Origin of the sequence: uncultured Flavonifractor sp. (assembly GCF_944385615.1) — a bacterium.
Lineage (GTDB): Bacteria > Bacillota > Clostridia > Oscillospirales > Oscillospiraceae > Flavonifractor.
In genome coordinates this window covers 12,478-32,281 of record NZ_CALWXV010000028.1, presented here as the reverse complement: position 1 = coordinate 32,281, position 19,804 = coordinate 12,478, and the positions used below count along the sequence as shown (strand labels likewise).

Genomic DNA, 19,804 nt, shown 5'->3' with positions numbered 1-19,804 from the left:
TCTGCGGTATTTATGGATGAAATATGGGCTGAGAATATGATTTCTCAGCCCATACGTTACCTTTGTCAACAGGTCCCTGTAATAAAACTGACCGCTGGGGGCCTGCTTGGACCAGGTCAGGTCGATGACCTTGCCCCCGCAGGCAAAGTAGCCTTTGCCGCCGCTGGACAGGTCCACCGTGATGTGGCCCAGTGCGTCGCCAGTGTTGCGGCAGGCCGTTTTCAAGATGACCACATTGGTTACTTCCACCTGCTCCTCGGTGTTGCCGTCTATGTAGGGCGCGCCGTACTCCTCCACGCCGTATTGACCGGTGGCCTCGTGATAGACAAAGCGGCCGGTCTTATAGGTGGACACAGGGACAGTGATCTGGCTGGCCGCCGTGCCGCCGGCAGGGGTGCCGTCGTCGGCAAAGTCCATGTCGTAGGTGTAGCCCTCCTTATGGTCCAGGCGGATGTTATAGGTGGGCAGACGTTCCAGAATGGACTGTCCGGTGGTGACCACCGTGTGCTCCAGGCTGTAGGTTTTCCGGCGCACCGGGTCCCGCCACATCAGGTTGCTGTTTTCTGTTTTGCCCAAGTAGGGACCCCGTACCGCGTCCAGGGCTGTGACCCCCCACTGGCGGATTTTGGCGTAGGCGTCCTCACTGCCGCCGGCATGGAGGAAGATGGCGTCATGGCCCAGGGCTACCTCCAGATAGTAGGGACGGGCGGAGCGGATGGAGCCGATGGTACCCACATCCTCCACCGACTGGTACACCCCCACCATTCGGGTGATGCCACCCTCGGCGGGGATCTCATAGATGATATCGGCCTGAGACTGCCCCAGCTGTGGCAGGGCCTGCTTCAGATTGTTGAGCATGATGGCCACCGGGCGGCGGTTGACCCATTCCTCGTCGATGGGCAGACCGGTGAGTGGGTTCACCGGGCCGTTATAGGGGGTGGGGGTGGGCTCCACCGTCGGAGAAGGCGTGGCGGTGGGAAGCGCGGACGGGGTGGGCGAGACCTCCGGTCCCGGCGAACCGCCGCAGGCGGAGAGCAGCAGCGGAAGGGCGAGCAGCAGGGGCAGCAGTTTTTTTCCCATAACGGTATCCTCCTGTTTTCCGGGTGCCCGTGGACCGGACCGGGCGCTCCGCTGTGATGTTGGTTTTATCATACTCTGCCCGATGGGCTCCCGTCAAGCAAAGCGGCCCGGGGAAATTGCGCTTGTGATTTTGGGGCGGCTTGGGTATAATGGGAAGTAAGCGGCAAACGCTTCGGAAAGGAGAGTTCCATGGCACGCCACGGTTTTATCCACGACAAATTGGATATCAAGTTTCTGATCCTCTACATTATGGCCCGGGTGGCGTCTCCCATTGACTTTCATGCGCTGACCGACCTGACTATGTGTGACGATGGCGTGGATTACTTCGAGTTTGCCGAGGCGGTGTCCGAACTGGTGGAGACCGGCCATCTGACGCTGGAGAACCAGTTATATTCCATCACCGACAAGGGCCGGGCCGACGGCGCGGCCTGTGAGAGCAGCCTGCCCTACACCGTGAAGCAGAAATGCGGGGCGAACCTGGTCAAGCTCAACGGGATTCTCCGGCGCAACGCCCAGGTGCGATCCAGCGTGGAGGACCGGGATGAAGGCGGCAGCATCGTAAAAATGGAGCTGGACGACGACAAGGGCAACCTGTTTACACTGAAATTGTTCTGCGGCACCCGGGAGCAGGCCCAGCGGCTGGCCGAGGGCTTTCAGGAGGAGCCCGAGCGGGTGTACAACGATGTCATTACCGCTCTGTTGGAGTGGGAGAAGAACCGGTAAATAAATTTCCCGGGAAAGGGAAAATAATAGTTGACAAACGGCGGACAGGCCGCTATAATAATCAAGCAGTCTTTTGACGGGGCTGTTTTCGCGGATGTGCTGGAACTGGTAGACTGGCTAGCTTGAGGTGCTAGTGGCCCACGGCCGTACGGGTTCGAGTCCCGTCATCCGCACCATATGCGCGAGTGGTGGAATTGGCAGACTCGCTAGATTCAGGTTCTAGTGTGCATTACGCACGTGCGGGTTCAAGTCCCGCCTCGCGCACCAAAAAATGACCACACCTTTCGGTGTGGTCATTTTTTTCAATTCGATCCTTTGCCCTGGAATGGAGGAACAGGACCATGAACCAAAAGGAAGTCGGCGAGCTGCGCCGCCGGTTTAAGGCGGACAAAAGTGCAATCACCCATGTGCGGGGGTGCTATGTCAATGAAAAGGGGGAGATCGTCTCCCAGTTTGACCAGTCCCTGGCGCTGATGAGCCAGGAGGAGAGTGAAAAGCTGCTTTCCGTCCTGCGGCGGACCCTCTCCGGCGGCATCGGCCGCAATCTGGTGGATATCAACTTTGCCACCAGTCAGGTGGCGGAGGGAGAGGAGCACAAGCTGCTCATGGCCCTGCGGGACTCCGCCCTCCATAACGAGGAGGCCGTTCAGGCCTTCTTCCAAAAGGCCATCGGCAGCCTGGATCTGGAGGGGAACTATCTGATCCTGCTGGCCTACGACCGGTACGATGTGCCCTATCGGGCCAAGGACGGCGAGGACCAGAAGGATGCCTCCGACGAAGTGTATTCCTACATCCTGTGCAGCATCTGTCCGGTGAAGCTGACCAAGCCAGCCCTCAGCTTTTACGTCAGTGAAAATCGCTTTTACAACCGGCAGGCTGACTGGCTGGTGGCGCCGCCGGAGCTGGGCTTCCTGTTTCCCGCCTTTGACAACCGCTCCACCAACCTGTACGATACCCTTTACTATACCAAGAACGCCAGGGACAACCACCAGGACTTTGCTCAGGCGGTGTTTGACGCCCAGCTCCCCATGCCTGCCCAGCTCCAGATGGAGACCTTTCAGACCATTCTGGGGGAGTCTTTGGAGGAGGAGTGCAGCTATGAGGTGATGCAGGCGGTCCACGACCAGCTGCGGGAGCTGGTGGAAGAGCACAAGGAAAACAAGGTGGAAGAACCGCTTACCGTGTCCAAGGGTGCGGTAAAAAGTATGCTCCAATCCTGCGGCGTGTCGGAGAGCCATGTGGCTGCCTTTGACACCCGTTTTGACGACAGCTTCGGGGCGCAGACCAGCCTCATTCCCCAGAATCTGATGGACGCCAAGCAGTTCCAGGTGTCCACCCCGGATGTGATTATTAAAATCTCTCCCGCTTACAGCGCCCTGGTGGAGACCCGGGTCATCGACGGGAAAAAGTACATCCTGATCCCGGCGGAGGGCGACGTGGAAGTCAACGGAGTGCCCATCCGCATTGAGGAGTAACCGCCCGGAGGGAATTGCGTCTGGCGGCAAAATAGAGTACAATCAACCCATCAACCGTTTCAGGGGGGGCCTGCGTCTATGCGTATTTTTAATCCAGACAACGGCATTTTTCGCTACACAGAGAAATTAGCAGACTTGATTATACTGAGTGTATTCTGGTTGGTGTGTTCTCTTCCTTTGGTGACGGTGGGACCGGCTACCGCCGCTTTGTACCATACGGTGGTCCACTGCATCCGTGGAAACGGGCGCAACAGCTGGGGAATGTTCTTCACCACCTTCAAAAGCAACTTCAAGGTGGGGACTTTGACCAGCCTGGTGGTGGTGCCTCTGTTCGGGGTGCTGCTCATTCTCCACGAACTGCTCTATCAGGCCGCCCTGGTAGACAGCACGGGATACGTCCTCTATTTTGCCTATCGGGTATTTCTGCTGCTGCCGGTGGGGGCGGCCTGCTATGTCTTTCCGGTGCTCTCCCGGTTTACCTTCCAGGTCAACGGGCTGCTGATGACCAGTGCGAAGCTGGCGATTGCCCACCTGCCTACCACTGTGCTGATGGCCCTCATCCTCTTTGCCGCCCTGGTGGTATGCTCCAACATTCTGGTCTTTCTGTTTGTGATGCCTACCGTGGTGGCCTGGATGCATTCCTATCTGCTGGAACGGATTTTTAAACCCTATATGGACGCCCAGAGACCACCCCAAGAGGAAGAGACGGAAGTTTAACAGAAAGGAAAACGGCTGAACGAGCAACAAAACCGTTGCTTGTTCAGCCGTTTCTTTATACGATCGGAAGCAATGCGGGGATGCGCTCCGCCAGGGCGGCCGCCAGTTTGGCGTGGCTCTCCCGGGTCAGGTGCATGAAGTCCACGGTGTTGCAGGTCAGCCCCAGGGTGTTGGCGTCCAGAAAGGCGCAGCCGGTGCGCCCGGCCACGGCCTTATATTCCGCCGCCAGCTGCCGGGTCTTTTCTACGCAGCCCGGCCCCATTTCCTGGGCTACCGGAGAGGTGTAGACCCCCTCCTCAATGGACTTGGGGGCGACGATCAGGATGTTGGGACTGCCGCTTCCCCAACAGTCCATCCCCTGGGCGGCCCTTACCAGCCGCTCCATGCCGCGGCCGATGACATAGGCGTTGGCGGAAAAACGCTCCTTGGCGTCGTTGGTGCCCAGTATGACCACCAGCAGATCCAAAGGCCGGTGACTTTTCAGGCAGGTGTGGAGATAGGGCAGAGCGGCCAGCCCCTCCTCCACCGGGTCGTCAAAGACGGTGGTGCGGCCGGACAGGCCCTCTTCCAGAACCAGATAGCGGTCCCCCAGCGCCTTTTGGAGCAGACAGGTCCACCGCTCCGCCTCGTTGAAGCGGAGCAGGGGACCGTCGGCGCAGTCTCGGGGATCGGGACAGTAGCCGTGGGTGTTGGAGTCGCCCAGACAGAGAATGTGACGGCGCACTTACTTGATCTCAGGCAGAGAGGCGGCGGCCACGGACTGGCCCACGCGGCGGGCCTTCTCGTCGGGCATAGTGGGGTTGATTTTGTCGGCCACCTCGGGATACTCGTCGGCCAGCACCTTCTTGCAGGTCTCCAGCAGCAGGTCGCCGCCCTTGCCGGACATGACACGGCCCAGCAGCAGCACATGCTTGAAGCCGTAGAAGTGATGATACAGAGCCAGAGTGTGGGCCAGATACACACCAATGGAGCGGTAGACGGCGGCAGCGCCGGGGTTGCCCTCCTCCATGGCCTTCTGCACCACCTTCAGCTTCTCGGCGGGGGAGAGAGCGGGGTCCAGCTCAATGCCGCCGGCGGGGGCCAGCTTGATCACGCCGTCCTGGGAGAAGTACTTCACGCCGCAGCCGATGTCGCCGGACCACTCATCCTCCATGGCGTTGGGGTTGACGTCCACGGGAGCGAAGGCCAGCTCGTTGAGCCAGCCGGTGATGTTGCCGTTCTCGTCCACAAAGCCCACGGCCTCGCTGGTGCCCATGGCGATGCCCATGATGTTGTTTTCCTCCAGGCTCATGGCACCAGCCAGGGCGGACACGTCGCCGTCGTTGGCCACCACATAGGGAATGTCGCCAAAGGTGTCCTTGATGGCCCGGATATAGATATCCTTCACCTTGGCGTCAAAGTCTTCCTTGGGTACCTTCAGGAACAGGGAGGCCACCATGGTGCGGTTCTCAATATAGATGCCGGCGGAGGAAACGCCCACCGCGTCCACCCGGGGCATGTGCTCGGCGGCGGACTTGAGGGCGGCCACAATGCCGTCATAGTGATAGTCGGGGTCGGCGGTGACCTTGGGATACCACACCACCTCTTCGGAGAAAACGGGCTCGCCGTCGATGACAGCGGACACCTTCCGGTCGGAGCCGCCGGCGTCAAAGCCGATGCGGCAGCCGCCCAGGTGGCGGCCCACGGCCTGGGGATTGCTCTTTTCGGCGGGAACCTGGTCGCAGTATACCACCTCAAAGGGCTTCTCATAGACATTGGACATGAAGTCGGCGTCAAAGGACCGGGCGCCGCCCACGCAGTAGGTGGCCTTCATAGCCTCAAAAATGTCCTTGTCGCCGCTGATGTATACCTTGAAGCCGCCCATATACCACAGCATGGTCTTGATGAGCCGGTCCACATAGTACCGGTCGGCCTCGGCCATGTCGGGCGTGCCGTGGATAAAGGTCTTATACACGGCGACCTCGCCGCCGGAGCGCTCCACAGCCACATCCAGGGGCTTCTTGGCATCCTTCAGGAAGGAAGTGCAGAATTTGCCCAAGGGAAGGAAACCGGGGTCCAGCTCCGGTACGTTTTTGACGGGAACTTCAATTCCGAGATGTTTCATGAGACGTCCTCCTTCATATGTCGGAACAAACAAAATTGTTACACGTATAGGCTATCAGTTTTTTTAAATCTGTCAAGCATATTTTCGGGATTCTGAAAATTATTTTCTTTCCGGGGCTTGACGGAAGATGTACCGGCGGGTATGATTGGAATCAATGGGGGAACTCTCCCAACAATGGAAAGGTGGGAATTGTTACTATGGATATCACTGCACGTCTGCAGGACCATCGGAAGTGGATCAAGGAAGAGCTGGAGCGAAGTGTGAGCTTCTGGCTGAAAAATGGCATGGATCCGGTGAACGGGGGCGTCTACACCTGCCTGGACCGAGAGGGTAAGATCTTCTCCACCGACAAGAGCGTATGGATGCAGGGCCGCTGCGCCTGGATGTTTGCCTACCTGTGCCACACCTATGGGGTGAAGGAGGAGTGGCTGGCCGCCAGCAAGAGCTGTCTGGACTTCATGGAGCGCTGCTGTATCAACCGGGAGGCAGGTAACCGGATGTACTTTACCGTCACCGGCGACGGCAAGCCTCTGCGTCAGCGCCGCTACTGCTTCTCCGAGGGCTTCTACGCCATTGCCAACGCCGAGTACTACGGCGTTACCGGGGAGAAGGAGTGCCTGGAGCGGGCCCGCGCCGCCTATGAGCTGATCTGGAACCTGAACCAGGGCCTGATTAAAGACCCCACCGGCCTGGGCCCCAAGACCATTCCTGAGACCCGCTCCGGCCGCGCTCTGGCCAATCCCATGATCTATCTGAACATCACCTCCGTGCTCCGCCGGGTGGACCCGGAGCAGAAGGCCCTGTATGACCAGCGGGCCGCCCAGTGCGTGGACGAGATCTTCCGCTATCACTACAAGCCTGAGCTGGGCTGCACGTTGGAGAGCGTGGGCCCCAACGGCGAGTTCCGGGGCGACGTCACCGAGGGCCGCGTGGTCAATCCCGGCCACGACATCGAGTGCTCCTGGTTCCTGATGGAGGACGCCAACCTGCGGGACGACAAGGAGCAGCACGCCACCGCTGTCAAGATTTTCGACCAGGCCATCAATGCCGGCTGGGACAAGGAGTACGGCGGCTTGCTCTACTTTATCGACTGCCTGGGCCGTCCCCCTGAGGCCTATGAGCACGACATGAAGCTGTGGTGGCCTCACGACGAGATCCTCATCGCCTCCATGATGATCTATCGGGATACCGGTGATGAGAAGTATCTGGATTGGTTTGAAAAGACCCTGGACTACTGCAAGAAATACTTCTCTGATCCGGAGTTCGGCGATTGGTACGGCTACCTCCGCCGGGACGGCAAGCCCACCGAGCCTCCCTGCAAGGGCTCTACCTTCAAAGGTCCCTTCCACCTGCCCCGTATGCTCATCATGTGCGATCAGATGATCGGCCAGATCCTGGAGCGGAATTGAGAGGGCCACAATGCCCCTGGGTAATGTATTTGAGCAGATCAACCATGAGTATTACCAGCTGACCAGCGCAGAGAAAAAGGTGGCTGATTATGCGGTCATCCACCAGCAGAAGACCCAGTTTATGTCCATCTCCGAGCTGGCGGAGGAGGCGGGGGTGGCGGAGGCCACCATCTCCCGCTTCTGTAAGCGGCTGGGCTATAAGGGCTACAGCGCCTTCAAGCTGGCCATTGCCAACGCCACCGCCGGGCGGCCCGACCACAGCGCCGCCGATGGGGGAGAGGCGGAAGAGGCGGACAGCATAGAGGGCATGTGCCGTGCAGTTTACCGCAGCAATACCGAGGCGCTGGCCCAGACCCTGGAGCTGATCCAGCCTGAGGCGGTCCGCCGGGCGGCGGATATGATCATCTCCGCCAACCGGGTGCTCTGTATGGGACAGGGGGGATCCATGATCCTCTCCCAGGAATGTGCCCATCTGTTCAGCACCATTCAGCTTAATTTTACGGCGGTGATGGATTCTCACCTCCAGGCCATCGCCGCCTCCCAGCTGACGCCCGGTGATCTGGTGATTTATTTCTCCTATTCCGGTTCCACCAAGGAGCTGATTAAGAATCTCCGGATCATCCGTGAGCGGAAGGCCAGAATCATTCTGGTCACCCGCTTCCCCAAATCCCCTGGAGCCGCTTATGCCGACATCGTGCTCCAGTGCGGCTCCCGGGAGGGGCCCCTCCAGGGTGGGTCGGTGGCGGCCCGCATCGCTCAGCTCTATCTGATGGACGTGCTTTTCCACGAGGTATGCCGCCGGGACCGGGAAGGATGCCGGGCCAGACAGGAGCTGGTGGCGGAGGTGCTGTCGGATAAACACATCTAAGCTGGTCGAAAAAGACCTGTAGGTCTTTTTCGAGATGGGGCTGCCTGCGCGCTATCCTGCCTGAAAATAATTTGCAAGGAATTGAAAAAAAGAAAAAAATATGAGATTTGCTATTGACAAATCTTGTGTTGAACTGTACAATCTACACAACGGATTACCGGTGTGTAATCACGAAAATTATCGAAAATTGAGGAGGATGAACGATGAAGAAAACGAAACGTGTTCTTGCGCTCATGTTGGCTGCCTCTATGTCCCTGGGCCTGGCTGCCTGCGGCGGCGGTGGTGACACCACCCAGTCCCCCACCGGCGGCAACAACAGCACCCCCAGCGGCGGCGCCAGCGGTGACACCGTAGAGCTGACCCTGTGGACCTATCCCGTCGGCACCTTTGCCGACAACCTGGATGCCACCATTGAGGCCTTCAACAAGGTGCATCCCGAGATCTCCATCACCTATGAGACCATCGACTATCAGAACGGCGACACCAAGGTGACCTCCGCCATCCAGGGCGGCACCACCCCCGACCTGATCTTCGAGGGCCCCGAGCGTCTGGTGGGCAACTGGGGCCGCAGCGGCGTCATGGTTGACCTGTCCGACCTGTGGGCTGAGGATGCCGCTTCCGACATCGCCGACGGCGTGAAGAACGCCTCCCAGCTGGACGGCAAGTACTACATGTATCCCCTGAGCGTGACCGCTCACTCCATGGCCATCAACTACGAGGTCTTTGAGGCTGCCGGCGCTCTGCAGTACATCGACGAGGAGACCCGCACCTGGACCACCGACAACTTCGTGAAGGCTCTGGAGGCCGTCAAGACCGCCATTGACAACGGCACCGTCAATGTCATCACCCCCGGCATCGTGTACTGCGGCGGCCAGGGCGGTGACCAGGGCACCCGTGCTCTTGTCAACAACCTGTACTCCGGCTACTTCACCAATGAGGACGGCACCGCCTACACCGCCGACTCCGAGCAGAACGTGAAGGCTCTGGAGCTGCTCCAGACTCTGGTCAGCGAGGGCAAGCTGGACGGCAACACCGCTTTCGTGGCTTCCGACGAGCTGCAGGCCTTTGCCAACCAGACCTGTGCCATGACCTTCTGCTGGAACTACTCCAACTATGTCAGCTATGCCGAGCAGACCCAGTTTACCCCCTACGTCATGGCTTTCCCCTCTGACGACGGCGTGCCTGAGCTGGAGATGGGCATCTACGGCCTGGGCATCTTCGATAATGGCGATCAGGCCAAGATCGACGCTGCCAAGGAGTTCATCCGCTTCGTCTGCAACGATCAGACTCAGGCCACTGAGTGCATCAAGCAGACCGGCTTCTTCCCCGTCCATGAGAACTTCGGCGACGTGTACGCCGGCACCGACGAGGAGGAGACCAAGGCTCCCTTCGCTCTGATGTCCACCTACACCGGCCGGTTCTACAACCTGACCCCCGGCTGGACCGAGCAGCGCACCAACTGGTGGAATATGCTCCAGAAGATCTTCGGCGGCACCGATGTGAAGACCGCTGTTGACGAGTACGTCTCCGCCAGCAACGCCAACATCAAGTAAGCGGCACAAGTTCCATAGCAGTATGCACTTTCTGTGCCCGCTCCCTGCGAGGGGGCGGGCACAGTCGCATTTTATAGGAAAGTGTCATACCGCGCAAATCCATTGAAAAGAGGGGAGAAACTCATGGCGCAAAATGCCGTGGCAACGGCCAGCAAGAAACCCAAGAAGGAAAAGCGTTCCCAGTTTTCCGGCATGAGCAAGGCCTTGGTTCGCAGAGAGACCATTTCGGCCTACCTGTTCCTGCTGCCCAGCCTGATCTTCTTCATCGGATTCGTTGTGCTTCCGATGATCATGTGCCTGGTGTACAGCTTTATGGACATGGGGCTGGGTGAATCGGGTACCTTCGCAGGTCTGAGCAACTATGTCCGTATGTTCCAGGACCCCACGTTCATCCAGGGCTTCTGGAATACCGTGTTGATCGTAGTGGTGGCAGTGCCCACCGTTACCGCCTTTTCCCTGTGGGTGGGCTCCGCCATCTATCAGATGAAGCCCTTTACCCGCTCTTTCTTCCGCTGCATCTTCTACCTGCCTGTGGTCACCGGTACCGTGGCGGTCACCGTGGTGTGGAAGTGGATCTTCAACGTCTACTACGGCGTGCTCAATCAGGTGCTGGGTACCAACCAGAACTGGCTGGGTGATGAGAAGACCGCCATCTGGTGTATCATCATGATCCTGTTTACCACCTCCATCGGCCAGCCCATCGTGCTGTATGTGGCTGCCCTGGGCAACGTGGACCAGTCTTTGGTGGAGGCCGCTCAGGTGGACGGCGCCACCAAGCTGCAGGTATTCTGGAAGATCAAGTGGCCCCAGATCATGCCCACCACCCTGTACATCCTGGTTATCACCACCATCAACTCCTTCCAGTGCTTCGCACTGATCCAGCTGCTGACTTCCGGCGGCCCCAACGGCTCCACCAACACCATCATGTACTACATCTTTGACATGGTGTATCGCTACAACGACTTCGGTTACGCCAACGCTATGGGCGTGATCCTGGCCATCATCATCGCGATCTTCTCTGCCATTCAGTTCAAGTTCGCGAAGACCGACAACGGTTAAGGAGGTGAGAAGATGAATCAAGCAAAAAGTAAACTGTCCGGAACCTCCAGTGCATACAAGATTGTCTCCATCATCATTCTGATCCTTTTGGCTATTTTCTTCATCTTCCCGCTGTACTGGATCGTGACCGGTTCCTTCAAGGACGCTGTCGCCATCAACTCCAGAGAGCCTGTGTGGTTCCCCACCAGCCCCACCCTGGAAAACTACGTCAAGCTCTTTACCCGTCCCGCCGGCCGCTGGCTGGTGAATACCGTCATTATGGCCGTGGGCGCGCTGGTGCTCACCTGCCTGACCGCTGCTCTGGCCGGTTATGCGCTAGCCAAGAAGCGCTTCTACGGCCGCGGCCTGCTGTTCACCATCATCATCTGCGCCATGGCCCTGCCCAAGCAGGTTATCGTTATCCCCCTGCTGCAGGAGATGAACACCCTGCACCTGGCCGACAGCCTGTGGGCCGTCATCCTGCCAACCGTAGGCTGGCCCTTCGGCGTGTTCCTGATGAAGCAGTTCTCCGAGAACATCCCCAATGAAATCCTGGAGGCCGCCCGCGTGGATGGTTCCGGTGAGATCCGGACCTTCTTCAGCGTGGTGTTCCCCATGATTAAGCCCGGCGTCGGCGCGCTGGCCATCTTTACCTTCGTAAACTCCTGGAACGACTACTTCCTGCAGCTGATTATGCTGACCAGTGAGAAGAACTTCACCATCTCTCTTGGTATCGCCACCATGCAGGGCGAGATGTCCTCTGACTTCGGCCTGATCATGGCCGGGGCCTCTCTGGCAGCCATTCCCATCGTGGCTGTGTTTATCGCCTTCCAAAAGTATTTTACCCAGGGTATTGCCATGGGTGCTGTAAAGGGTTAATATAGGACCATAATTGTTTTGAGAGAAGGAATTGTAAAATGAGCGATCTGAAGAAATACCAGGGCGTGATTCCGGCCTTTTACGCCTGCTATGACGAGGCCGGCAACATTTCCCCCGACGAAGTCCGCGCCCTGACCCGCTACCTCATCGGTAAGGGCGTCAACGGCCTGTATGTGGGCGGCTCCTCCGGTGAGTGCATCTACCAGAGCGTGGCCGAGCGCAAGCTGGTGCTGGAGAACGTCATGGCCGAGGCCAAGGGCAAGGTGGTCATCATTGCCCACGTGGCCTGCAACAACACCGCCGACAGCATGGAGCTGGCCGCCCATGCCGAGAGCCTGGGCGTGGACGCCATTGCCGCCATTCCTCCCATCTACTTCCACCTGCCTGAGTACGGTATTGCCCAGTATTGGAACGATATCTCTTCCGCCGCCCCCAACACCGACTTTGTCATCTACAACATCCCCCAGCTGGCCGGCGTGGCCCTCACCCCCTCTCTGCTGGCTGAGATGCAGAAGAATCCCAAGGTCATCGGCGTGAAGAACTCCTCCATGCCTGTTCAGGATATCCAGATGTGGAAGGACGCCGGGGTCATCGTGTTCAACGGTCCCGACGAGCAGTACATCTCCGGTCTGGCCATGGGCGCCTGCGCCGGAATCGGCGGTACCTACGCCGTCATGCCCGAGCTCTTCCTGAAGATCTATGAGCACTTCCAGAAGGGCGAGATGGAGCCTGCCCGCCAGATCCAGAATGATGTGGACCGCATCATCTACAAGATGTGCTCCGCCCACGGCAACCTGTATGCTGTGATGAAGGCCATCCTGGCCAAGAACGGCGTGAACTGCGGCTCCGTCCGTAAGCCCATGCCCGGTCTGATCGACAGCGACGCCGCCGTGGTGGACGAGGCCCATGCCATGATCACCGCCGCTATCGCCAAGTACTGCTGATTTTTGTGGGACATCAGGGGCGGGCGGCAGCCCGTCCGCCCCAGTTTACAATGAAAGGCTAGGAGTATCATAACTATGCGTATTTATCAGTCCGAAGATTACCAGGCTATGAGCCGCCGGGCGGCCAACATCATCTCCGCCCAGGTCATTTACAAGCCCGACTGTGTGCTGGGTCTCGCCACCGGCGGCACCCCTGTGGGTACTTACAAGCAGCTGGTGGAGTGGTACAAGAAGGGCGATCTGTCCTTTGCTGAAACTCGCTCCGTCAACCTGGACGAGTATCTGGGCCTGTCTCCCCACCACGAGCAGAGCTACCGCTACTTCATGCAGGACAATCTGTTCGATCACATCGATATTAAGCCCGAGAACACCCATGTGCTCAACGGCCTGGCCAAGAATCCTGAGGCTGAGTGCGCCGCTTACAACAAGCTGATCCAGGATCTGGGCGGCATTGACCTGCAGCTGCTGGGCATGGGCCACAACGGCCACATCGCCTTCAACGAGCCCGGGGATGACTTTGGTCTGGAGACCCACCTGGTGGATCTGACTGAGAGCACCATCGAGGCCAACAAGCGTTTCTTTGAGAGCCGGGATGAGGTGCCCCGCCACGCCCTGAGCATGGGCATCAAGAACATCATGAACGCCCGCCGTATTCTCATCATCGTCAGCGGCGAGGAGAAGGCGGAGATCGTGAAGAAGGCCTTTACCGGCCCCGTCACCAAGGATGTTCCCGCCTCTGTGCTGCAGCTCCATCCCGACGTGACTCTGGTGGGCGACAAGGCCGCCCTTCATAAACTGGTGGAAGCAGGTGTGCAGGTATGCGGATAACCGGTGCTCAGGTATTTGACCTGCAAGAGGGCTTTGTCCAGCGGGATGTGTGCTTTGACGGCCGCCTGCTGTCCAACTCCAGTTCCGATGGCAAGACTTACGACGCCAGCGGCTGTTATGTGATTCCCGGCCTGACCGACGTCCACTTCCATGGCTGCAAGGGCCATGACTTTTCCGACGCCGACCCGGAAGGGCTGGAGATCATGGCCCAGTACGAGCTGTCCCGGGGCGTAACTCAGATCTGCCCCGCCGGTATGACCCTACTGGAGGACCAGCTGACCAAGGTGTGTCAGGTGGCTGCCCTCCACAAGGAGGCCGACAAGCCTGGCGCTGCCCTGTGCGGCATCAACCTGGAAGGTCCCTTCCTCTCCATGGCCAAAAAGGGCGCTCAGAACGGCGACTGGCTCCACGCCCCTGACGTGGATATGCTCCGCCGCCTGATCGCCGCCTCTCACGGTCTGGTGAAGCTGGTGTCCCTGGCTCCTGAGGAGCCTGGCGCCATGGAGTTTATCGAGGCGGTTGAGAGCGAGGTCACCGTTTCTCTGGCCCATACCACCGCCGACTATGATACTGCCATAGAGGCGTTCCGGCTGGGCGCCCGGCAGGTGACCCATCTGTTTAACGCCATGCCTGCCTTTACCCACCGGGCCCCCGGTGTGGTGGGCGCGGCGCTGGATACGCCCCTGTGCAATGTGGAGCTGATCTGTGACGGCGTTCACATCCATCCCGCGGTGATCCGGGCGGTGTTCAAGATGTTCGGCGCCAAGCGGGTGATCCTGATTTCCGATACCATGCGGGCCGCCGGTATGCCCGACGGTAATTACACCCTGGGCGGCCAAGCGGTGAAGGTGAAGGGCAAGTATGCCACCCTGGAGGACGGCACCCTGGCCGGCTCCGTCACCGATCTGATGAGCTGCATGAAAAACGCCGTGTCCTTCGGCATCCCGCTGGCGGACGCGGTGCGGGCCGCCGCCGTCAATCCGGCCAAGGCCATCGGCATTTTCAGCCGGGTAGGCAGCCTGGAGCCCGGCAAGCGGGCCAATGTGGTGGTTCTGGACCAGAATCTGGAACTGAAAGATGTATTCTTCCGCGGCGAACAGGTCCGCGGCTGAATAGAGCGCATCCCCAAATACTGGCCTTCCGGTCCTACTCCATCCCTATAGGCCGGAAGAGTCGCAAAAAAGGAGGAAAATCCGCCGGGCCGGCGGTGCGGCAGTGTGGAGACCTGTCGTAACGTCCCGGGAGTTTCGCTCTCCCGGGGCAAGAGGGTATTTGCGGAGGTATTGCCCTTACGGTCCACGTATATGGCAACTGTGGTTCTGAAAGGTATCAAGAAGATCTACGACAACAAGGTGACCGCTGTTCACGACTTCAACCTGGAGATCGCGGACAAGGAGTTCATCGTGCTGGTCGGTCCTTCCGGTTGCGGCAAGTCCACCACGCTGCGGATGGTGGCCGGTCTGGAGGACATTTCCGAGGGTGATCTGATCATCGGCGGCAAGCGTGTGAATGATGTGGAGCCCAAGGACCGTGATATCGCCATGGTGTTCCAGAGCTACGCGCTCTATCCCCACATGACGGTCTATGAGAACATGGCCTTTGCCCTGAAGCTGCGCAAGGTGCCCAAGGATGAGATCGACAAGAAGGTCCGCGAGGCCGCCGCTATTCTGGACATCACCCAGTACCTGGAGCGTAAGCCCAAGGCTCTGTCCGGCGGCCAGCGTCAGCGTGTGGCCATCGGCCGCGCCATCGTCCGTGATCCCCAGGTGTTCCTGATGGATGAGCCTCTGTCCAACCTGGACGCCAAGCTGCGTAACCAGATGCGCGCCGAGATCATCAAGCTGCGCCAGCGCATCAACACCACCTTCATCTACGTGACCCACGATCAGACCGAGGCTATGACTCTGGGCGATCGTATCGTCATCATGAAGGACGGCTTCATCCAGCAGATCGGTACGCCTCAGGAGGTGTTTGACCGTCCCGCCAACCTGTTTGTGGCCGGCTTTATCGGCTCTCCCCAGATGAACTTCTTCGACGCCAAGTTGCAGAAGAAGGACGGCAAGTATCAGATCGCCGTGGCTGACGCTGTCATGGAGGTGTCTGATAAGGCTCAGAAGCTCCTGACCGAGAAGAGCGTCGGCGATATGGACGTGGTGGTAGGCATCCGTCCTGAGCACATCTCCTTTGCTCCTGTGGCCGGTCCTCACACCGTGTCCAGCAAGGTGGACGTGTCCGAGATGATGGGCAGCGAGGTCTACCTCCATGTGAATGCCGCCGGCAAGGACGTGGTGCTGCGTATTCCCACCACTGAGCTGCCCGAGGAGCATCGTGCCGGTATCCCCTACGGTACCGCCGTCAACTTTACCTTCCGGTCTGACCTCATTCATCTGTTTGATCCCAAGACTGAGAAGAACCTGCTGTATTGATCGTAACATAGCGCAAAGGACCCTGCCAACGGCAGGGTCCTTTGCGTATTTTTTGCGTGGGAGCACAAAAGAACAGGGAGCGGCATAGGCTGTGACAAGCGAGCGGAACTGTACAGGACCGCCGGATTGTGTATAGGAGAGGGCGTGAGGCAGCTTTGGCGCGGAATGAGCGTGAGCAGTACAGGTACTATGATTCCAACCCATTTCCAACGGGCTGCATTCCCTGTTGTACCTGCCGGGGGCCCACCGGCCCCACGGGGCTCCCTGGCCCAACCGGCCCCACAGGAGCGCCCGGAACGACCGGTCCCACCGGTCCGGCGGGTGGAGCCGGTATGACCGGTCCCACAGGCGCCACCGGTCCATCGGGGATACCTGGTCCCACCGGGCCAACAGGCCCCACCGGCCCAGCGGGTGGGAGCAGCAGCCTGACCGGACCCACAGGGGCAACCGGACCCACGGGGGAGCCGGGGCCCACTGGCCCAACAGGCCCCACCGGCCCGGCGGGCGGGGACAGCCTAACGGGTCCAACAGGGGCCACTGGCCCAACGGGAGAGCCTGGTCCCACAGGGCCGACAGGAGCCGCAGGCTCTGTAGGACCCACCGGTCCTATAGGCGTCCAAGGCCCCACCGGTCCCACTGGGTTGGAAGGTCCCACAGGTCCCACAGGACCCACAGGGGCGGCCGGAATTGTACCTGACGATGTGTTTGCCTCCTTTTTTAACTATCAGTATCCGCTGGTACGGGGGAGACAGTTGGCGGTATTTCCCGATGTCACCGATCCGACGGGGAACATCACCCAGCCTGCGTTGGAGCAGATTGCTCTGGCACCCGGCTATTATCTCATTTCCTATAAAGTATCGGCCATCTTTCGGCAGGCCAACTATATGCAGGTAACGCCCAGCTATAATGGTGTGCCGCACTTGGAGACATCCATCTATTTTGCCGTCAACGCGGACGGAGGAGGCAGTGCCTGCGGCTCCGGCTTTTTGATCCTGCGGGCCCCTGTGGCCACTACCTTTTTCCTGACCTACAGCGGGTCGGCCGATGCTACCGATGGAGAGATCAGCCTGACCATTCTGAAGCTGCGCAGAGCGTTATAAAAAAAGCTACATTTCAGCCTCATTTTAAGACTGAAATGTAGCTTTTTGCTTGGAGCTAGTGGTGGGAATCGAACCCACGGCCTGCTCATTACGAGTGAGCTGCTCTACCTCTGAGCCACACTAGCAAAACAAACGCCGCTTTTCAAATAACTGCACTTGCAATTACCAATGATAGCATATTTTTAGAATGGCGTCAACCACATCTTTGTATACGAAAAAATACAGTGGGTATAGTTCGTGGAATATGCAGGAGAATATGCAAAAATGTCCGTATTTTCTTTGCCTATTTTGATAAAATATAAAAACAAGAATAAACTGGAAAATAAAAAGCGAGAAAAAGTGATGGATATAAAAAAGAAAAGACAGATTAAGAGCATAGATATCTGAACCATAAATCATATAAGTTAACATAAAATAAAGAGAGAATTGTACTTTACAAAAAGTTATCCACATTGTCCACAGAGTTTTCCACCAGGATTTCACCGAAGAAAAGAGCCTATTTTCTGCTTTTTCAACAAGATATCTACAAGATATATCGGATAGGTCAAAAAGAAAACCGGATCGTTTTTGGTGACATAAAGCGAAAAATGGAGAACTGTGCATGAAAACTGATCTGCTCTTTCATAAAAGCGTGGAAAAAAGGGCTTTGGCCGGAAAAGCACTTGCAGACAGGAAAAAACCAGTATAAAATGAAGATGTTTATTGTGGCCTCAGCCCCATGGAGCAAGTGGGGCAGAGCCAAAAGGACGCGGAAAGAGCTTGCGGGCTTGTTCCGGGCGCAGGATGCGCCGGCGTCTGAACCCATTACAGTGTAAACTTAGGAGGAATGTTGAACCTATGGAACAGGCAAAGGTATATTACTCCGACCTGCGCTGCCAGCCCGGCAAGAATCTGCTGAACAAGCTGGAGAAGCTGATCCGCACGGCGGGCATCGGGGAGATTGACTTTGAGCGGAAGCTGGTCGCCATCAAGATGCACTTTGGCGAGCCGGGCAACCTGGCCTTCCTGCGGCCCAACTATGCCAAAGTGGTGGCGGACGTGGTGAAGAGCCTGGGCGGCGTGCCCTTCCTCACCGACTGCAATACCCTGTATCCTGGCCGGCGGAAGAATGCCTTGGAGCATCTGGACGCCGCTTATGAAAACGGCTTCTCTCCGCTGTCCACCGGCTGTCAGATCATCATCGGCGACGGTCTGCGGGGCAACGACGACGTGGAGGTGCCGGTAGAGGGGGCGGAGCACATCACCACCGCCAAAATCGGCAAGGCTATCATGGAGGCCGACGTGGTGATCTCCCTGTCCCACTTCAAGGGCCATGAGCAGACCGGCTTCGGTGGCGCCATTAAAAACCTGGGCATGGGCTGCGGCTCCCGCCGGGGCAAGATGGAGCAGCACGCCCAGGGCAAGCCCATGGTGGAGCAGAGCCTGTGTGTGGGCTGCCGCAAGTGCGCCACCCAGTGCGCCCACGACGCCATTTCCTATGATGTCGACCGGAAGGCCTCCATTGACCTGAGCAAGTGCGTGGGCTGCGGCCGCTGCATCGCTGTGTGCAACGTGGACGCCATCCACACCGGCTATGATGCGGCCATGGAGGAGCTCAGCTGCCGGATGGCGGAATACGCCAAGGCGGTGGTGGACGGCCGTCCCCAGTTCCACATCAATCTGGTCATCGACGTGTCCCCCTACTGCGATTGCCACGGGGAGAACGACCTGCCCATCCTGCCCGATGTGGGTATGTTTGCCTCCTTTGACCCGGTGGCCCTGGATCAGGCCTGTGCCGACGCCTGCCTGCGCCAGACGCCCATTCCGGGCTCCGCCCTGGATGAGCAGATGCATGCGCCCGGCTTCTGTGACCACCACGATCACTTTATCAACAGTATGCCTGAAACCGACTGGAAGGTGTGCCTGGCTCACTGTGAGAAGATGGGCGTGGGCACCCGGTCCTATGAGCTGATCGAGGTAAAATAATCCCTTAGAAAGGAAGAGTTGACATGGACGTGAAGGAGATTCTGACCCATTGTGACCACACCCTGCTCAAGCCGGAATCCACCTGGGGACAGATCAAGGCAGTGTGCGACGATGGGATGAAGTACGACTGCGCTTCGGTCTGTATCCCTGCCGCCTATGTGAAGCAGGCGGCTGATTATGTGGGCAATGACCTGAAGATCTGTACCGTCATCGGTTTCCCCAATGGCTATTCCACCACCGCGGTCAAGGTGTTTGAGACCGAGGACGCCATCCGCAACGGTGCCGATGAGATCGACATGGTCATCAATATCGGCTGGGTGAAGGATCAACGCTGGGACGACCTGCTGGAGGAGATCAAGACCATCAAGAACTCCTGCCAGGGTCGCATCCTGAAGGTCATTGTGGAGGCCTGCTTGCTCACCCAGGAGGAGAAGATCAAGCTGTGCCATATCGTCACCGAGGCGGGAGCGGACTATATCAAGACCTCCACCGGCTTCTCCACCGGCGGAGCCACCCGGGAGGATGTAGCTTTGTTCAAGGCCAACGTGGGCCCCGAGGTGCGGGTCAAGGCTGCCGGAGGAATCCGCACCTTGCAGGATGCCGAGGACTTTATCAACCTGGGCGCTGACCGCTTGGGTACTTCCGCTATCGTCAAGCTGGTGAAGGGGCAGGCGCCCCAGGGCTATTGAGTTCAG

18 protein-coding genes and 3 tRNA genes are annotated in these 19,804 nt (G+C 58.5%); 17 read left to right on the top strand and 4 right to left on the bottom strand.

What is annotated here, in order from left to right; genetic code table 11:
- A partial coding sequence (locus Q0J75_RS08510) for a DUF3048 domain-containing protein (protein WP_297199581.1) occupies positions 1-1,080 on the bottom strand: 1,080 nt, incomplete at its 3' end.
- A gap of 189 nt (positions 1,081-1,269) precedes the next feature.
- Here Q0J75_RS08510 and Q0J75_RS08505 point away from each other — a divergent pair.
- From Q0J75_RS08505 to Q0J75_RS08485, 5 genes are all read left to right on the top strand, one after another.
- A complete protein-coding gene (locus Q0J75_RS08505) occupies positions 1,270-1,803 on the top strand; it encodes a DUF4364 family protein (RefSeq protein ID WP_297199578.1) in 534 nt (177 codons plus the stop codon).
- 90 nt (positions 1,804-1,893) lie between these two features.
- Positions 1,894-1,979, top strand: a tRNA-Leu gene (locus tag Q0J75_RS08500).
- A 3-nt stretch (positions 1,980-1,982) separates the two neighbouring features.
- Positions 1,983-2,070, top strand: a tRNA-Leu gene (locus Q0J75_RS08495).
- Positions 2,071-2,144: 74 nt separating this feature from the next.
- Positions 2,145-3,278, top strand: a complete 1,134-nt coding sequence (locus Q0J75_RS08490; protein ID WP_297199574.1) for a DUF4317 domain-containing protein — start codon at positions 2,145-2,147, stop codon at positions 3,276-3,278.
- A gap of 78 nt (positions 3,279-3,356) precedes the next feature.
- On the top strand, positions 3,357-3,995 hold the full coding sequence (locus tag Q0J75_RS08485) for a YesL family protein (RefSeq protein ID WP_297199570.1): 639 nt from the start codon (positions 3,357-3,359) through the stop codon (positions 3,993-3,995).
- Positions 3,996-4,050: 55 nt separating this feature from the next.
- Here Q0J75_RS08485 and Q0J75_RS08480 read toward each other — a convergent pair whose 3' ends face one another.
- Complete coding sequence (locus Q0J75_RS08480) at positions 4,051-4,719, bottom strand: GDSL-type esterase/lipase family protein (protein WP_297199567.1); 669 nt, start codon at positions 4,717-4,719, stop codon at positions 4,051-4,053.
- Positions 4,720-6,099 (bottom strand): ROK family protein, encoded by a 1,380-nt coding sequence (locus tag Q0J75_RS08475; protein WP_297199564.1) that lies wholly within the window; start codon positions 6,097-6,099, stop codon positions 4,720-4,722.
- Between the two features lie 197 nt (positions 6,100-6,296).
- Between Q0J75_RS08475 and Q0J75_RS08470 the strand changes: the two genes are divergently transcribed.
- The 10 genes from Q0J75_RS08470 (at position 6,297) to Q0J75_RS08425 (ending at position 17,144) form a co-directional block, all read left to right on the top strand.
- A complete protein-coding gene (locus Q0J75_RS08470; RefSeq protein ID WP_297199561.1) occupies positions 6,297-7,508 on the top strand; it encodes an AGE family epimerase/isomerase in 1,212 nt (403 codons plus the stop codon).
- A gap of 10 nt (positions 7,509-7,518) precedes the next feature.
- Complete coding sequence (locus Q0J75_RS08465) at positions 7,519-8,376, top strand: MurR/RpiR family transcriptional regulator (RefSeq protein ID WP_297199557.1); 858 nt, start codon at positions 7,519-7,521, stop codon at positions 8,374-8,376.
- A gap of 203 nt (positions 8,377-8,579) precedes the next feature.
- Positions 8,580-9,929 carry an ABC transporter substrate-binding protein gene (locus Q0J75_RS08460; RefSeq protein WP_297199554.1) on the top strand — a complete coding sequence of 450 codons (1,350 nt, stop codon included), beginning with the start codon at positions 8,580-8,582 and terminating at the stop codon, positions 9,927-9,929.
- A 192-nt stretch (positions 9,930-10,121) separates the two neighbouring features.
- Positions 10,122-10,988 (top strand): carbohydrate ABC transporter permease, encoded by an 867-nt coding sequence (locus tag Q0J75_RS08455; protein ID WP_363315729.1) that lies wholly within the window; start codon positions 10,122-10,124, stop codon positions 10,986-10,988.
- 12 nt (positions 10,989-11,000) lie between these two features.
- Complete coding sequence (locus Q0J75_RS08450; RefSeq protein WP_297199547.1) at positions 11,001-11,846, top strand: carbohydrate ABC transporter permease; 846 nt, start codon at positions 11,001-11,003, stop codon at positions 11,844-11,846.
- Positions 11,847-11,884: 38 nt separating this feature from the next.
- Positions 11,885-12,790, top strand: coding sequence for a dihydrodipicolinate synthase family protein (locus Q0J75_RS08445; RefSeq protein WP_297199544.1), 906 nt, complete (start codon positions 11,885-11,887; stop codon positions 12,788-12,790).
- Between the two features lie 75 nt (positions 12,791-12,865).
- The gene (nagB, locus tag Q0J75_RS08440) at positions 12,866-13,618 is read left to right on the top strand and encodes a glucosamine-6-phosphate deaminase (protein WP_297199541.1); all 753 of its coding nucleotides are present in this window, start codon (positions 12,866-12,868) and stop codon (positions 13,616-13,618) included.
- Positions 13,609-14,730, top strand: coding sequence for an N-acetylglucosamine-6-phosphate deacetylase (gene nagA, locus Q0J75_RS08435; protein WP_297199538.1), 1,122 nt, complete (start codon positions 13,609-13,611; stop codon positions 14,728-14,730). Before nagB ends, nagA begins: the two co-directional genes overlap by 10 nt.
- A gap of 192 nt (positions 14,731-14,922) precedes the next feature.
- Positions 14,923-16,044, top strand: a complete 1,122-nt coding sequence (gene ugpC / locus Q0J75_RS08430; protein WP_297199537.1) for an ABC transporter ATP-binding protein — start codon at positions 14,923-14,925, stop codon at positions 16,042-16,044.
- Between the two features lie 752 nt (positions 16,045-16,796).
- Complete coding sequence (locus Q0J75_RS08425) at positions 16,797-17,144, top strand: hypothetical protein (protein ID WP_297199534.1); 348 nt, start codon at positions 16,797-16,799, stop codon at positions 17,142-17,144.
- Between the two features lie 50 nt (positions 17,145-17,194).
- On the opposite strand, the gene Q0J75_RS08420 is transcribed toward Q0J75_RS08425, so the two are convergent.
- Positions 17,195-17,269 (bottom strand) — tRNA-Thr (locus Q0J75_RS08420).
- A 712-nt stretch (positions 17,270-17,981) separates the two neighbouring features.
- Here Q0J75_RS08420 and Q0J75_RS08415 point away from each other — a divergent pair.
- On the top strand, positions 17,982-19,109 hold the full coding sequence (locus Q0J75_RS08415) for a DUF362 domain-containing protein (RefSeq protein ID WP_297199531.1): 1,128 nt from the start codon (positions 17,982-17,984) through the stop codon (positions 19,107-19,109).
- A gap of 23 nt (positions 19,110-19,132) precedes the next feature.
- Complete coding sequence (deoC, locus tag Q0J75_RS08410; protein WP_297199528.1) at positions 19,133-19,798, top strand: deoxyribose-phosphate aldolase; 666 nt, start codon at positions 19,133-19,135, stop codon at positions 19,796-19,798.
- The last annotated feature ends 6 nt before the right edge of the window (positions 19,799-19,804 follow it).